Annotated in this window: 12 protein-coding genes; all 12 read left to right on the top strand. The window is 42.0% G+C overall.

The genetic code is table 11. The annotated features are described in order from the left end of the window. The first annotated feature begins 400 nt into the window (after nt 1-400). Nucleotides 401-1,105 carry a hypothetical protein gene (locus tag LPA49_RS07505; RefSeq protein ID WP_230236245.1) on the top strand — a complete coding sequence of 235 codons (705 nt, stop codon included), beginning with the start codon at nt 401-403 and terminating at the stop codon, nt 1,103-1,105. 496 nt (nt 1,106-1,601) lie between these two features. After that, nucleotides 1,602-2,354 carry a DUF3450 domain-containing protein gene (locus tag LPA49_RS07510; protein ID WP_074989093.1) on the top strand — a complete coding sequence of 251 codons (753 nt, stop codon included), beginning with the start codon at nt 1,602-1,604 and terminating at the stop codon, nt 2,352-2,354. A gap of 10 nt (nt 2,355-2,364) precedes the next feature. Then, on the top strand, nt 2,365-3,732 hold the full coding sequence (locus LPA49_RS07515; protein ID WP_036971873.1) for a MotA/TolQ/ExbB proton channel family protein: 1,368 nt from the start codon (nt 2,365-2,367) through the stop codon (nt 3,730-3,732). A gap of 3 nt (nt 3,733-3,735) precedes the next feature. Further along, nucleotides 3,736-4,263 (top strand): MotA/TolQ/ExbB proton channel family protein, encoded by a 528-nt coding sequence (locus LPA49_RS07520; RefSeq protein WP_065979084.1) that lies wholly within the window; start codon nt 3,736-3,738, stop codon nt 4,261-4,263. Between the two features lie 46 nt (nt 4,264-4,309). Further along, entirely contained in the window at nt 4,310-4,723 is a 414-nt protein-coding gene (locus tag LPA49_RS07525) for a biopolymer transporter ExbD (RefSeq protein WP_063707380.1), read from the top strand. Nucleotides 4,724-4,735: 12 nt separating this feature from the next. Then, nucleotides 4,736-5,341, top strand: coding sequence for an energy transducer TonB (locus LPA49_RS07530; RefSeq protein ID WP_065979085.1), 606 nt, complete (start codon nt 4,736-4,738; stop codon nt 5,339-5,341). A gap of 17 nt (nt 5,342-5,358) precedes the next feature. Next, nucleotides 5,359-6,666 (top strand): lipopolysaccharide assembly protein LapB, encoded by a 1,308-nt coding sequence (locus LPA49_RS07535; protein WP_230236247.1) that lies wholly within the window; start codon nt 5,359-5,361, stop codon nt 6,664-6,666. Between the two features lie 291 nt (nt 6,667-6,957). After that, the gene (locus LPA49_RS07540) at nt 6,958-9,711 is read left to right on the top strand and encodes a hypothetical protein (protein ID WP_199524092.1); all 2,754 of its coding nucleotides are present in this window, start codon (nt 6,958-6,960) and stop codon (nt 9,709-9,711) included. A 78-nt stretch (nt 9,712-9,789) separates the two neighbouring features. Beyond that, on the top strand, nt 9,790-12,423 hold the full coding sequence (locus LPA49_RS07545; RefSeq protein WP_230236249.1) for a TonB-dependent receptor: 2,634 nt from the start codon (nt 9,790-9,792) through the stop codon (nt 12,421-12,423). A 138-nt stretch (nt 12,424-12,561) separates the two neighbouring features. Beyond that, a complete protein-coding gene (gene yegS, locus LPA49_RS07550) occupies nt 12,562-13,458 on the top strand; it encodes a lipid kinase YegS (RefSeq protein WP_230236251.1) in 897 nt (298 codons plus the stop codon). Nucleotides 13,459-13,587: 129 nt separating this feature from the next. After that, nucleotides 13,588-14,724: an aspartate-semialdehyde dehydrogenase gene (asd, locus tag LPA49_RS07555; RefSeq protein ID WP_065979090.1), complete on the top strand. Its 1,137-nt coding sequence runs from the start codon at nt 13,588-13,590 to the stop codon at nt 14,722-14,724. 66 nt (nt 14,725-14,790) lie between these two features. After that, nucleotides 14,791-15,402, top strand: a complete 612-nt coding sequence (locus LPA49_RS07560; RefSeq protein ID WP_230236253.1) for an FMN-binding negative transcriptional regulator — start codon at nt 14,791-14,793, stop codon at nt 15,400-15,402. The last annotated feature ends 106 nt before the right edge of the window (nt 15,403-15,508 follow it).

Consider the following 15,508-nt stretch of genomic DNA (forward strand, 5'->3'; position numbering starts at 1 on the left):
GCAAATAAAATAGCAAGAATAGCTTGGTCTGTAATGACCACGAAGAAGCCTTTTGAAATTAGAGTTTAAGTCAGTTTGCATATGATAATTAATGATGACAAAACGGTTAGACCACCAGATTGAAGACCTTGTGGACAGTTCAGCAAGAAAAATGCTTTCTCGTTTTTGAGGACAATCTGGCGCAGATCTCATCGTAGAGCTGGGACTAATGTTAGTCTCTAATAGACTCTGAATACATTAGCGCAAACCATCTCCGTTATTTTAGTTATTAACTTGCAAAACGGGGCGTACCATACATTCTGTCCAGTGATGAGTTAACATCAATCTAGCAGCATTTAAGCTTTAAAGAATTATAAAAATAGGCCGATACAAAACCATATCACTGAAACAGGGACGTGTTATGAAGGTTATTTCTGAAAATTTACCGCAACCACTAAATAATCAAAATGTGACATTAGAATCACCCAACAATGGAGAGGCTCTTTTAAATACTGAGCTGAAAAAGTTGGCGGATGACATATATCACCAAAGCGAGCCACCTGAACTAGAGCAAACATATAGCAAGCCACAGACAATGACCGCGAGCAAAATAGACATGACTAAAACGGTTGATGACTTTATGTATGAACTTGCTGTTGCGACTGGCGAATTATATATGCCTGGTGGGAGTGTACCAAAGGCTGTGGAAAAAATGCTTTCTCCTTACGATGCATTACTCTCAGATATAAATAATCAAGCGCCTTCATTGGCCTATAAAAATTGGGGAATATCAATAAACCAATCTGGTACTTTAGAAGCGACTGGTTCGATTACAGACCTTGAAAAAGAGTACTTAGAAGAAAAACTAAATGGTTCGGAGGAATTAGTAAGTGCTATAAAGGATTTTAAATCTAATTATTTGAAATATATCGGACCTGAATCCCGGGGCTATGGAAGGTATGATGTTACGAATGATAATTTTGCCGATGTCTTCGATTTTAGAGAAATGCTTGAAAGCTCAAGGAGCAATGACGACTTTAAAAGGACGTGGGAGTATGAAACAAATTGGTTAAAGTTGACTGATAACATCTTGTCACAGTTAAAACGCAGCGCTTCGAGATATTAGCCATTTTAAAATGGTTTATTTGGCATTGTAATTGGCCACAAAGCGATCATTTAACAATGTCATATTAGGCTTGCTTTAACTATCAAGTTTGGCACTGAGACATATCTAACGATTAAACCTTAATTGATGAATAACTAACATTATTTATTTGGCGTAGTTACGTGTAATGCAAACTCATTCTTTACTGGCGAGTACCGATTAACGCATCTTTGTGCAAAAACGCGCTGCCGTGAGTTTTTCTCAAAGCTGAAATTTAATGTCTTTTTTCTTAACTGAAATTTCAAAATAATTGCCCCACATGTTTATAAATGCCTAACTTATAGGCACATCCTCGAGATTTTTCCTTTATTTTTGCCCAACATAAACGAATTGTTACAGCTGTCATATTTTTGTATTTTTTACGCAACACGCTTGTCATTTTTCATCGTTAGACTTTCGCTCATTAAAACAACCCCACTAGCAAATTAAGCTAATTTAACGAGTAAAGGTGTATGCGATGAAAGGCGTTAAACCACTGATTTTAGCAGGTATTGTAGCGGCATCTGCAGCAGTACATGCAAACGATCTAGATAAAGTAATTGATAAAAGTAGTGAGATAAATAAATCTGCTGCGCAATCACAAACTAAAATCGACAAGATTGCAGATTCAATGCAAGGTCGTTTACAACAGTTCAAAGCCCTAAACAAAGAAATTGACGGTTTAACTGTTTATAACGCACAACTTACCAAGCAATTAAATAACCAGATTGCTGAAATGGACGCGTTAAACGAGTCTATGGATCAGGTATCGGTTATCGAGCGTCAAATCACGCCGTTAATGATGCGCATGATCACAGGCCTTGACCAATTTGTTGCACTGGACGTGCCTTTCTTAACTGAAGAACGTAGCAAGCGTATTGCATCATTAAAAGAAATGATGGACCGCGCAGACATCACATCAAGTGAAAAATTCCGCCGCTTACTGGAAGCCTACCAAGTAGAAGTTGATTACGGTCGTACTATCGAAGCGTACACCGCATTACTTGATGTTGATGGTCAAGAGCGCGAAGTTGACTTTTTACGTATCGGCCGTTTAGAGCTTATTTATTTAACACGCGACGGCAAAAAAGCAGGTAGCTGGGATAAAGAAACAAAATCGTTTGTTGAATTACCCGATTCTGCAATCAGTCAAATTAGTAAAGGTTTACGTATCGCGCGTAAGCAACTTGCCCCAGATATGTTAACACTGCCAGTCCACGCTGCTGAATAAGAGGTTTGAGATGAAATTATTAACGACAATGACAAAAATGGCCGTGTTTGCAGCTGGCCTTGGTTTTGCGGGTAGTAGCTTTGCTGCTGAGCCAATGGATTTAGACTCATTACTAAAAACATTAGAGCAAGGTAAAGCACAACAAAGCGCTGAGAATAAACAACGTGAGCAAGCGTTCATGGCGCGCCAAAACGAACAAGTGCAAATGCTTAAAGATACACAAGCAAAGCGTAATGCCATGCTTAACGAGTCGGAGCGTTTAGAAACGCAGTTTGAAGAAAACGAAGTAAAACTTGCTAACTTAACCGAGACACTTTCAAACCGCATGGGTTCACTTAAAGAGCTATTCGGTGTGTTACAGCAAGTTGCGGGTGACTCAAGCAACAAATTCATGACCTCTGTTGTTTCTGCTGAGCTACCAGGTCGTAGTAACTTCATGGATGAGCTTGCTCAAAAAATGGGGTCAACGTCGAAGCTTGCTTCAATCGATGATATTGAAAAAGTATGGTTTGAATTACAACGCGAAATGACTGAGCAGGGTAAAGTGTCTCGCTTTACGACGGATGTTATTGTTGAAGGTGGCAGCAAAGCACAAAAAGAAGTGGTGCGTGTTGGTGCATTTAACTTAATCGCGGATGGTAAATACCTAGAGTACACGCCAGCGACCAACACAATCAGCCAGCTTACTCGCCAACCAAGCAGTCGATACACAGCGACGGCATCGGATCTTCAACAAGCTAACTCAGGTGTTGTGCCGTTTGCACTTGACCCAACAGGTGGTTCAATCTTAGGTCTTTTAGTTCAAGCTCCAGACACCGAAGAGCAAGTTCACCAAGGTGGTACTGTCGGTTACATCATTTTAGGTGTTGGTTTAATTGCCTTATTAATCGCACTTGAGCGTTTTGTATCACTGATGATTATGGGTGGCAAAATCCGTCGTCAGCTTAAAGACACGGTTGCACGTGATGACAACCCACTTGGTCGTGTAATGAAAGTGAAAGATCAATACCCAAATGTAGCGTACGACACTCTTGAGCTTAAATTAAGCGAAGCAATTATTCGTGAAATGCCAAAAATTACCCGTAACCTAACGCTCATTAAGATTATTTCTGTGGTAGCTCCGTTATTGGGTCTACTTGGTACGGTAACCGGTATGATTAATACCTTCCAGGCTATTACTTTGTTCGGTACAGGTGACCCTAAACTAATGGCTGGTGGTATTTCTCAGGCACTTGTAACAACAGTACTGGGTCTGGTTGTGGCTATTCCAACGGTATTTTTATACACACTTCTTAACACGCGCTCTAAAAACATGCTGTTAATTTTACAAGAGCAAAGCGCAGGTATCATTGCAGAGCGAAGCGAGAAAGGAGCGTAAATCATGGTGCTATTGATTGATGCAATCAATGCTCTACGTGATTTCCTCGACACGGGTGGCCAAGTTCTCTTGGTCATCGGGGTCCTCATCTTCGCGATGTGGTTATTGATACTTGAGCGTTTTATGTATTTCTTTGGTGGCTTTAAACGCTACAAGAAAGACGTAAAAAGCACTTGGAACAATCGAGCAGAGCGTAACAGCTGGAACGCAGAGCAAATTCGCCAAGCGATGATTTCACGCGCTGGCATGCAACTAAATAATAACCTTGCGCTAATCAACGTAATGGTTGCGTTATGTCCACTTTTAGGTCTGTTAGGTACTGTTACCGGCATGATCGAAGTATTTGATGTAATGGCAATCACAGGCACAGGCAGTGCGCGTTCGATGGCGTCAGGGGTGTCTAAAGCCACTATCCCAACAATGGCGGGCATGGTGGGTGCACTTTCAGGGGTGTTTGCATCAACGTATTTACAACGTCGTGCAAAACGCGAAGTGCAATTACTTGAAGACAATATGGTCTTAGACCACTAAATGAATTTTAGGGTGATGTAAAACACCACCCACTAGGAGACAAATAATGAGAGCGCCACTAGGTAACTTATTTCAAGAAGACGATGCAGAAGAAATCAACATGACACCAATGCTAGACGTTGTTTTTATCATGCTTATTTTCTTCATCGTAACAGCATCATTCGTAAAAGAAGCCGGTATTGATGTTAACCGCCCTGAAGCGGCAACCGCTGTGAAAAAAGAGCGTGCCAACATTTTAGTTGCTATTTCAGACAAGGGTGAAATTTGGATTAACAAACGCCAAGTAGATATCCGTGCGGTACAAGCAAATATTGAGCGCTTAAAAGCTGAAAACCCTCAAGGTAGCGTGGTTATTCAAGCTGATAAAAAAGCCACAACCGATGTACTGATTAAAGTTATGGATGCATCGCGAGCTGCAGGCGCATTTGATGTGTCGATTGCTGCGCAAGAAGCATCATAAGGAATGTGAGCGATGCGTTATATAGTTGCATTAATCATCGCTGGTATCGTGACTGTCATGCTGTTTTTAGGCATGCAGGCACTGATCACCGGCGGTGAAGGGGCCATGTCTGAGCCAGTAAAAGGGAACGTACTTGATTTTGTTCGTCTGAAAAAAGAAGAGACAGTGCAAAAGAAAGAGCGTAAACCACAAAAGCCACCAACACCAAAAGAGCCACCACCGCCAATGGAATCACCGCAAATGCAAAACAGTGATCCCAATGCAAGCAATGCAAACTTTGACTTTGGTGCAAGCGTTGAAGCCGACGTTAACTTATCCGGTGGTTTAGCGCTCGAATCAAGCGACGGTGAATACTTACCCATTGTAAAGGTAGCGCCTGTATATCCGCGCCGAGCACTATCGCGTGGTATCGAAGGTTATGTGATTGTTGAGTTTACAGTAACCAAGCAAGGCACCGTGCGTGACCCTAAAGTGATTAAAGCGGAACCTGAGTCACTGTTTGACCGCGCTGCAATGGATGCTGCACTTAAATTTAAATATAAACCGCGCGTTGTTAACGGTGAAGCCGTTGAAGTAGCGGGCGTACAGAACAAAATTTCTTTCCAGATTAACGGTTAGAGAAGAGGAATGCGATTATGAAACCTTTAAAAGTTGCCGTGATTTGCGCGGCTGCTTTCACAAGTAGCCTTGTAGTACCAAGCGTTGTTAGTATGTTACCAGGGGTAACATTGGCTACAGCTTATGCCGAAGAGCAAAAAACCAAACGCGTACCTGCACTGCGTGAAAAAGTGTATAGCCAATTGGCGCGTGCTCAAAAGCTGGCTGATGATGGTGATGCAAAAGCGGGTCTTGCTGCCTTAGATAGCATAAAAGAGCGTTCATCAAGTATGAACTCGTATGAAATTGCCATGATGCATAATTTCTACGGCTTTATTTACTACAACGAAAACGATCTTGGTAAAGCAATTGCGTCGTTCGAAAAAGTAGTGGCAGAAGAAGAAATCCCTGAAACATTGCGCGTAAGCACCACGTTTAGTTTAGCGCAATTAGCGATGGCAAATAGTGACTACGATAAAGTAATTACGTATTTGGAACAGTGGGAGAAAATCAATGATAAGCCTAAAACAGATGCGTATTACGTATTAAAATCGCAAGCTTATTATCAGCTTAAAGATTATCAAAAAGGCATTGAAAACATAAACCTTGCTATTGCAGAAGCTGACAGCAAAGGTGAAATGCCAAAAGAAAACTGGCTAATTTTACAACGTGCAATGTACTACTCACTCAATCAATCTGACAAAGTGGTTGAAGTGCTAGAGCGATTAGTGAAGCTATACAATAAACCTGAATACTGGGTTCAATTAGGTGGTATGTATGGTGAAACAGGCGCAGAGAAAAAGCAGTTAGCAGTGTTAGAAGCCGCGTATCAGCAAGGCTTTTTAAAGTCTAAATCTGATTTACGCCAATTATCACAAGTGTATTTATACAACGGTCTTGCTTATAAAGCGGCGAATGTGATGAGTAAAGCCATGAAAGACGGTGTCGTTGAACAATCTGCTAAAAACTATGCTTTTGTTGCAGAAGCCATGGTGCAAGCAAAAGAAGAAGAAAAATCATTGCCGTATTTTGCTAAAGCTGCTGACTTAGTGCCGCACGGTCAGTACGACCAGCGTATCGCAGAGGTGAGCATTAACCTTGAAAAATACGACGAAGCAGCAGATGCAGCCCGTAAAGCACTTGATAAAGGCGGCTTAGAGTTTGAATCGAATGTGTATGTAGCCTTAGGAATGGCACAGTACAATTTACAAAACTTTGATGCCTCTATTTTAGCGTTTGAGCAAGCGGAAAAGCACAAAAAGTCACAGCGTTTAGCTGAGCAATGGATCAAGTACGTGAAGCGTGAAAAAGTGCACGCCGAAACGTTACGTACCGCATTGCTCTAATTTGTATTCAACAGGCAAGCGTACAAAATAACTTAATTATAATCGCAACACCAAAGCTGCCTTCGGGCGGCTTTTTTCCGTTGTTTAATTTAAGTTAACCCTCTAATTTTAAAGTCAATTACATTGTCATTTTATGTTTATTAAAATGTAACCACTTTGTCATACAGCTCCCGTAAGGTAGTCGCAGTTTAAAACTCAAGTGACCCAAAAGCATTACTTTACAGTGCTTTTTGGTGACTTGAGTTTATGCGCTAACACAATAATTAAATATCTATCTTAACGGAGTGAACAATGAAATTATCTGGCTTATTCAAGGTTAGTCTTGTAGCGACAGCAATCTCACTAGCAGGTTGTGGCGGTGGTGATATCAACATCAACGTAGAAGAAACGGTCGAACAACCAACTACACCTACTAACCCAACTACACCACCAACCACGGAAGAATTACCCGGTGTATACAGCCAAAGCCTTTCGAACGAAGTATCTGCTGCATTAGGTCGTGATGTAACAGTACAAGTTCTTTCAGGTGTAATCACAGAAGATACTACATTATCGACAGACGCATTCTGGGCCCTTGATGGTGCTGTTTTCGTTGGTAACGATAAAGCAGACAGTGCAACATTAACTATCGAACCAGGTGCCGTTGTATTTGGTAATAATGGTTCTGATTATTTAGTTGTAAGCCGTGATTCAAAAATTGAAGCGACAGGGACGAAAAATGACCCAATTATCTTTACTTCTAAACAAGACGTAATTGGTGAAGAAACATCAGCTGGCCAATGGGGCGGTATGGTGCTTCTTGGTAACGGTATCTCTAATAAGTGTCCTGCTGAAGGCGATTGTGCTCTACAAGTTGAAGGTGTTGAATCAGGTGCTGTATTCGGCGGTACAGACAATACAGATAGTTCAGGTACTTTAAAGTACGTTGTTGTTAAAAATGCGGGTTATGAAATTGCACCAGATAATGAACTAAATGGTATTACATTTGGTGCTGTTGGATCTGGTACAACGGTTGAGTACTTACAAGTTCATAACAACTCAGATGATGGTGTTGAATTCTTCGGTGGTGCGGTAAATCTGAAGCACGTTGTATTAACAAGCATCGACGATGATAGCATCGACTGGGATAATGGTTACCAAGGTAAAATGCAATTCGTTTATGTTGAACAAGATCCAGATTCAACAGATGCAAACCGTGGTATCGAAGCAGATAACGACGGTAGCACACCTTCTAAAGAACCAAAATCATTACCAATCATTTCTAACTTAACAATCATCGGTAACAACTTCGACGGTGAAGACGATGCAGAAGGTATCTACCTTCGTGAAGGTACAGGTTTACACCTTTACAACTCTGTGATCACTGGCTCTGACGAAATGGGTGAGTGTTTAGAAATTGAAGGTGCTGAAGACGGTGCAAGCGAAACAGTTAACAATGCTAACGATGGCACTATCTTAATGCAAAACACGTTTATGTCGTGTACCAATGGCGAAAACTTCAAAAACCCAGTTGATGGTAGCGGTAATTCATTACTAGAGCTTGAAACGTGGTTTACAGCACAATCAGGTAACGTAATCAATGATAAGCCAATGCTTGGTGCAAACGGTCAACCAATTGCGGGTTCTCCATTACTAGGCGCGGGCCAAGATGTAGCAAATACTGTTGATGCGTTCTTTGATACAGTTGACTTTGTTGGTGCATTAAATGACTCAGATGACTGGCGTGAAGGTTGGGCATTTGGTTACGGCGGCGGTGAAGTAACTGCACCAGCAGCTGTAGCAGGTTGTCCATCAGGTACAACGTCAATTTCTCCAGTTGATGGCAGCACAACAACATGTGAAGTGTCTGGTCGCATTACCGCTGATTTAACTCTTACTGCGGGTAACTACTACGCATTAAGTGGTGCAGTATTTGTAGGTGAAGATAATGCTGATTCAGCTACTTTAACAATCGAGCCAGGCGTAACAGTATATGGCCGTACAGGTGATGATTATTTAGTAATTAGCCGTGGTTCGAAAATTAATGCTAATGGTACTAAAGATGAGCCAATCTCGTTCACTTCAAGCCAAGATGTTATGGGTGGTACTACAGCCGCTGGTCAATGGGGTGGTTTAGTTCTTCTTGGTAACGCACCATCAAACAAGTGTCCAGCAGAAGGCGATTGTGCACTTCAAGTTGAAGGTGTTGAGTCAGGTGCGGTGTTCGGTGGTACTGATACAACAGATAACTCAGGTACGCTTCGCTATGTTCGTGTGATGAATGGTGGTTACGAAATCGCACCAGATAACGAATTAAACGGTATCACGTTCGGTGGTGTTGGTTCTGGTACTACTGTTGAGTATGTGCAAGTTCACCAAAATGCGGATGACGGTGTTGAGTTCTTCGGTGGTAACGTACAAGCGAAGTACTTAGTACTAACAAGCATTCAAGATGACAGCATCGACTGGGACAATGGTTTCCAAGGTAAAATGCAGCACATCCTTGTTAAGCAAGCAGCTGATAACTCAGATGCAAACCGCGGTATCGAAGCCGACAACGATGGTTCTTCACCTTCTAAAACACCTAAATCTAACCCAACAATCGCTAACTTAACAATTATCGGTAACACCTTTAAAGGTGAAGATGACGGTGAAGGTATGTACTTCCGTGAAGGAACTGGCGCGCAAATCTATAACGCAATCGTAACGGGTCCTGAGGGCATGGGCGAATGTCTTGAGATTGAAGGCGCTGCTTCTGGTGAAAGTGAAACAGTTAAGAATGCACAAGATGGTACGTTAATGATTAAATCATCAGTGATTGCATGTTCTGAAAACTTCAAAGACCCAAGCGGTGTAGATTTCAGTGTTGAGAACTGGTGGACAAACACATTAGGTAACTTAGTTGCTACAGGTCAAACGCAAGTTGTAAATGGTATTTTTACTATCGATACAACCACAGCGACAGACGTTAAAGCAATCGACGGTTTCTTTGATACAACAACGCACATTGGTGCAGTATCTGCTGATAACAACTGGACTGAAGGTTGGACGGTAGGTCTGGAATAACACAGTAAGCGAGGTGCTAAACAGTGCGTTTAGCACCTTTAAATAACTTTCTGTAACGTATTTCAGATAGAGGTAAACATGAAACAATATTCAAAACAGTTCAGCTTAACAGCACTCAGTGCAGCCATTTTATGTGGCTTGACTGTCTCGGTACACGCAGCTGAAGCCGACGAAGAAGCTGTTCTCGAAGAAGTTGTTGTAAGTGCAAGTCGGTTGAAAGGCACTGCAACAGCTGTTCTAGAAGAGCGCAAACAGCAAGCTTTCGTTGCTGATATTATGGGTGCTGAGCAAATTTCTCGTAGTGGTGATAGTGACGCTGCAGCAGCGCTTCGCCGTGTAACAGGTTTAACACTTGTTGATGGTAAGTTCATTTATGTTCGTGGTCTTGGTGAGCGTTATTCAAGTACACAGCTCAATAACTCTGCTGTACCAAGCCCAGACCCAACACGTTCTGTATTACCACTGGATTTATTTCCATCAGGTATTATTGAAAGCTTATCAGTACAAAAATCATATTCACCATCGATGCCTGCATCTTTTGGTGGTGGTAACGTTGATATCCGCTTAAAAAGCATTCCAGACCAATTTGTTTTTGATGTATCAGGTCAGCTTGGCTATAACACCAACAATTTTGACGATGGTCTTGAGTACAACGGTGGCTCTGATGATTGGTATGGTGTTGACGATGGTACACGTGAAATCCCTCGTCCTATACTAGATGTATATCAAAGCGGTCAATCGCTTGATGATTTAACACCTGAGCAAAGCCGCGCTTTAGCGATGTCGTTAAATCGCGATTATGATCCAAAATCAGCAAAGGTTGATCCCAATACTAAGTTCACTGCAACGTTAGGTAATAGCGTTGAATCAGATAAATGGCGCTACGGTTTCTTATCGTCGTTTAGCTACGATAATAAGCATGTTGTTGCAGACGAATATCAAGGTCAAGGTTTCTTAATTGGTGACAATTCAACAACCATGATCCGTGGTTATGACCAAGTGCTTAGTACCGAGCATACAGTTAAAACATCTGGCATGATCACTGTCGGTGTAGAGTATGATAAAGCGCACAAAATTGACTACACAGCCTTAATCTTACGGGATACTGAAGATCAAATATCAGACCGTTTAGGAATAGACCAAAATAACAACACGTCGGATAACAAACGTGTTCGTTCGTATGATGTGCGTTATGAAGAGCGTGAGTTAATTGTTAATCAATTAAAGGGTATGCATACCTTTGAATGGTTAAATTACGCGGGCTTTGATTGGAAGTACTCAATGGGTCGTTCAAACCGTTATGCACCAGGTAACATGGAAACTCGCTTCATTGTTACTGATGCAAATGAAGACGGCTTTTACGATACTGTCAATGAAAGTGCATTAACCAATGCGACAACCGCGGCGCGTTATACATTCCAAGATTTGGACGATGAAGTAGAAAACTACGGTTTTAACTTTACACTGCCTATTATGTTAGAGGGCATTGATATCGAGCTTAAATCGGGTGCAGACTTTATTTCTAAGGAGCGTTCTGCGACAAACCGCCGTTTTGATATTAATACACGTGCTTTTTCAGATGTTGATTTAACGGGTAGTGAGCTAAATACAATTTTATCTGATGATGTACTTACTAATGCAACACTGACACAGCCAATCTTAAACGATACAACGGTTTCTGGGGATGACTACAAGTCTGCGCAAAAAGTAGATGCTTATTACTTTGAAGCAGATTTATTCTTCAATAACACATGGCGGATCAGTGGCGGTTTAAGGTGGGAAGATTTCCGTCAAGTATCTGTTCCTCTTGACCCATTTACTGGTGGTCTTGCATCTTCAATTGATTACGATGAGTTAGATCAACTCGCATTTCGTGAAGACGACGTTTATAGCGCACTTGCTTTAACTTATGTGCAAAACGACGAAACGCAATGGCGCTTAAGTTACGGTGAAACTGTTGTTCGCCCAGATTTACGTGAGATTTCTGACGCGACTTATATCGATCCGCTTACTGAATACCCTGTAGGTGGTACGCCAGGTCTACGTACAACCCAAATCAAAAACTATGATTTCCGCTGGGAAAACTATTTTGATACGGGCGAGAACTTCTTTATTGGTGTGTTCTATAAAGACATGGTTGATCCAATTGAGTCTGTTCAATCACCAGCTCAAGATGGTCCACCACTGGTACGTATTGCGAATGCAGAAGATGGTTATGTTGCTGGTGTTGAATTTGAATACCTGAAAGATTTTGCTTTCTTAGGTGGATTCTGGCAAGACGTGTTCATGACAGGTAACGTGACTCTAAGTGACTCAGAAATCAACATCGACCGTCAGGCGATTGTTGAACAAACAGGGGTTTCTGCAGCGGTTACAAATACAACACGTCGCATGACGGGTCATTCAAAATATGTTGTGAATATGCAGTTAGGCTATGACGCACCAAGTGGTCAGCATGCCTCTACACTAATCTATAATGTATTTGGTGAGCGAATCATTATTCCAGGTATTGAAGGTCAGGAAGATTGGATGGAGCAACCATTTCATTCTTTAGACTTTAACTACACCTATTTCCCTGATTTCAACTCAAGCTTGAAGTTCAAAGTGACGAATATCTTGGGCGCAAAATCTGAAATAGAGTCAGCCGGTACTTTAACGCGTTCGAAAGAGAAAGGCACTGAGTTCTCAATTGAGTACAAATATCAGTTCTAATACTCTGCCCAAGGAAGGATACAATAATAAATCCTAACGTTGATTTAGCCCTGCAATAGCGGGGCTTTTTTGTATCCGTATTGAGTAAACAGCATTGCATGTTATGGTAGAGCTTAGTTGTCATAACAGGGATTAAGAATGAGCCTACGATTAATTTTAAATGGTAAAAAAGCAGGCAATGAGCAATTACGCGAAGCCGTCTCTAAATTTCGACAAGCAACCCCGTTAGAGGTTCGAGTAACCTATGAAGGAGGCGATGTTGAGCGACTGATTTACGAGGCAAATAAAGAGGGCGAAAAACGGGTTATTGTTGCTGGTGGTGACGGCACGGTCAACGAAGCTGTGAACGCCTTAATGAAAATTGAGCATTCTCAGAGACCAGCACTTGCCATACTCCCAATGGGGACAGCAAATGACTTTGCTTGCTCTGCAAACATTCCGACTGAATACTTGTCGGCGCTCACGTTGGCTTTTGAAGGACATACTCACGAAGTGGATGTTGTTGAAGTCGATAAACGATTTTTTATTAATGTTGCCAGTGCAGGCTTTGGGGCAAAAATTACCGCCACCACACCGCCAGCACTTAAAAACTTGCTTGGCGGCGGTGCATATACACTCGCTGGGCTTGTTCAAGCGCTGAGCTTTGTTCCTTACAGTGGTCAACTTTCTTTGCCCGATGGTCAGCACAGTTCCGGTGAGATTATTGCCGCTGCCGTGTGTAATGGCCGACAAGCCGGTGGCGGACAGTTACTCGCACCCGATGCGTATATTAATGATGGCATGGTTGATCTTGTTGCTTTCACCTCATTTGCAATTTCAGATGTGCCTGCGGTTATCGAAGAGTTAAGCAACTACCCCAATTCTTCACAAAAGTGGGTGAAACGCTATCAAGTGCCTTGGCTTGAATGGCAAACGCAAACTGAAATGCCAATTAACCTCGATGGCGAGCCAATTACCTCAAAACAACAAACATTTAAAGTCTGTGCTAATGCAGTAAACCTTGTATTGCCAACTGACTGTCCATTAATTAAATAAAATAATATGAAATAATTTTAAGTTCCATTATCTGCGCTGGTTTTGTGCCATTCACAATGCTAGATTAGCTCTGTAAAAATTAAACTCTTACGCAATGGATTTTAATTTTTAACAGCTTAGGTACTTGGAATGAATCAAACAGTGGAAAAAACAATGAAAAAAGTAGGATTAGTCGGTTGGCGGGGCATGGTTGGCTCTGTGTTATTGGATCGTATGCAGCAAGAAAATGATTTTTCTCAAATCGACACGACTTTTTTCACCACCTCACAAACCGGTCAATTAGGCCCTGATATTGCGGGCCCAGCAAAACCACTTCTTGATGCAAACGACATTACTGCGCTTTCGCAAATGGATATTATTGTTACCTGCCAAGGCGGCGATTACACAAAAGCCGTTTACCCGCAGTTGCGCGAGTCTGGTTGGCAAGGTTACTGGATTGATGCTGCGTCGGCACTGCGTATGAGTGACGACAGTATTATCGTGCTTGACCCTGTAAACAAAGATGTGATTGAACAAGGGTTAGAGCAGGGGGTTAAAACCTTTGTTGGCGGCAATTGTACTGTATCACTTATGTTACTTGCGCTTGGTGGATTATTTGAACAAGACTTGATTGAATGGGTCAGCCCAATGACATATCAAGCAGCTTCAGGCGCCGGTGCTCGCAACATGAAAGAGTTAATTGCACAAATGGGCGCAATTCACGAAACGGTTGCTGACAAACTGGCTGATCCTAATGCCGCTATTCTTGAAATTGACAAATTAGTCACCGAAAAAATTGCATCAAGCGATTTACCACAAGACCAATTTGGCGTGCCTTTGGCGGGTAGCCTTATCCCTTGGATTGATGTGCCAATGCCAAGCGGTCAAAGTAAAGAAGAGTGGAAAGCGCAAGTCGAAGCTAATAAAATTTTGGGCACCAGCAAGCAGCCTGTCCCGGTTGATGGCTTGTGTGTTCGTATTGGCGCTATGCGTTGTCACTCACAAGCAATGACCATTAAATTGCGTAAAGATATCAGCGTAGAAAAAATTGAAGAAATTCTTGCGTCTCACAATGAATGGGTCAAAGTTATTCCAAACGACCGCGATATTACAGCAACAGACCTAACACCTGTTAAAGTGACTGGCACGTTGTCTATTCCGGTAGGCCGTATTCGTAAATTAGCTATGGGCCCAGAATATATCAGTGCATTTACGGTTGGTGACCAACTGTTATGGGGTGCTGCTGAACCACTTCGTCGTATGCTACGCATAATTGTTGATGGCTAAAATTAAGTTGTAATAGTTAAATCAGGCTGGCACTTTGCTGGCCTTTTTAAGCAATAAAGGAAAGTAATGCACACACCCAGCAAGTGGAAAATGACACCGGAGCGAGTCTCACAATTTATAAAAACCTATAGCTTTGCGTTGATGGTAGACAATGAATTTGAAGCCACACATTTGCCTTTAGTATACAAAGCTGATGAGGGGGAATTGGGGACCTTGTATGGTCATGTATCACGGGCAAATCGTCATGGTAAGGGCTTAGATAAAACCCGCGTATTAGTGGTTTTTAGTGGTCCGCATAGCTATATATCTCCAACCTGGTATGCAGAAAAACCCGCTGTTTCGACGTGGAACTACGCTGCGGTCCATGTTCAAGGTGAGGTTGAATATCTTGATAATGAGAATACCTTAGCCTGCTTAGATGAGTTAATTAGCCAGTATGAGCCGAGTATTTTACACGATACCGACTTGCTACCTGCTGATTACCAAGCAAAACTACTGCGCGGTATTGTCGGAATTAAAATTAATGTTCAGTCAATACAAGCAAAAGAAAAACTTGGCCAACACAAGTCAGCAGCGGATCAACAAGGTGTTGTTGCAGGGTTACAAGCTGATACACACCCAGATGCACAGGCTTTATTGCGCTATATGCTTAAACACGAAATTGGAATAGGCAGCTAATTTGCATCCTGCAAAAGCTGCCAATTGGTTGGAAGGTCATTAGCGCTTGGTTTGTTAAATATTTGTTTCATTACTAGAGGTAAAGCTAGTCTACAATGTATATCTG

The sequence above is a fragment of the Pseudoalteromonas sp. MB41 genome, assembly GCF_020966275.1.
GTDB lineage: Bacteria > Pseudomonadota > Gammaproteobacteria > Enterobacterales > Alteromonadaceae > Pseudoalteromonas > Pseudoalteromonas lipolytica.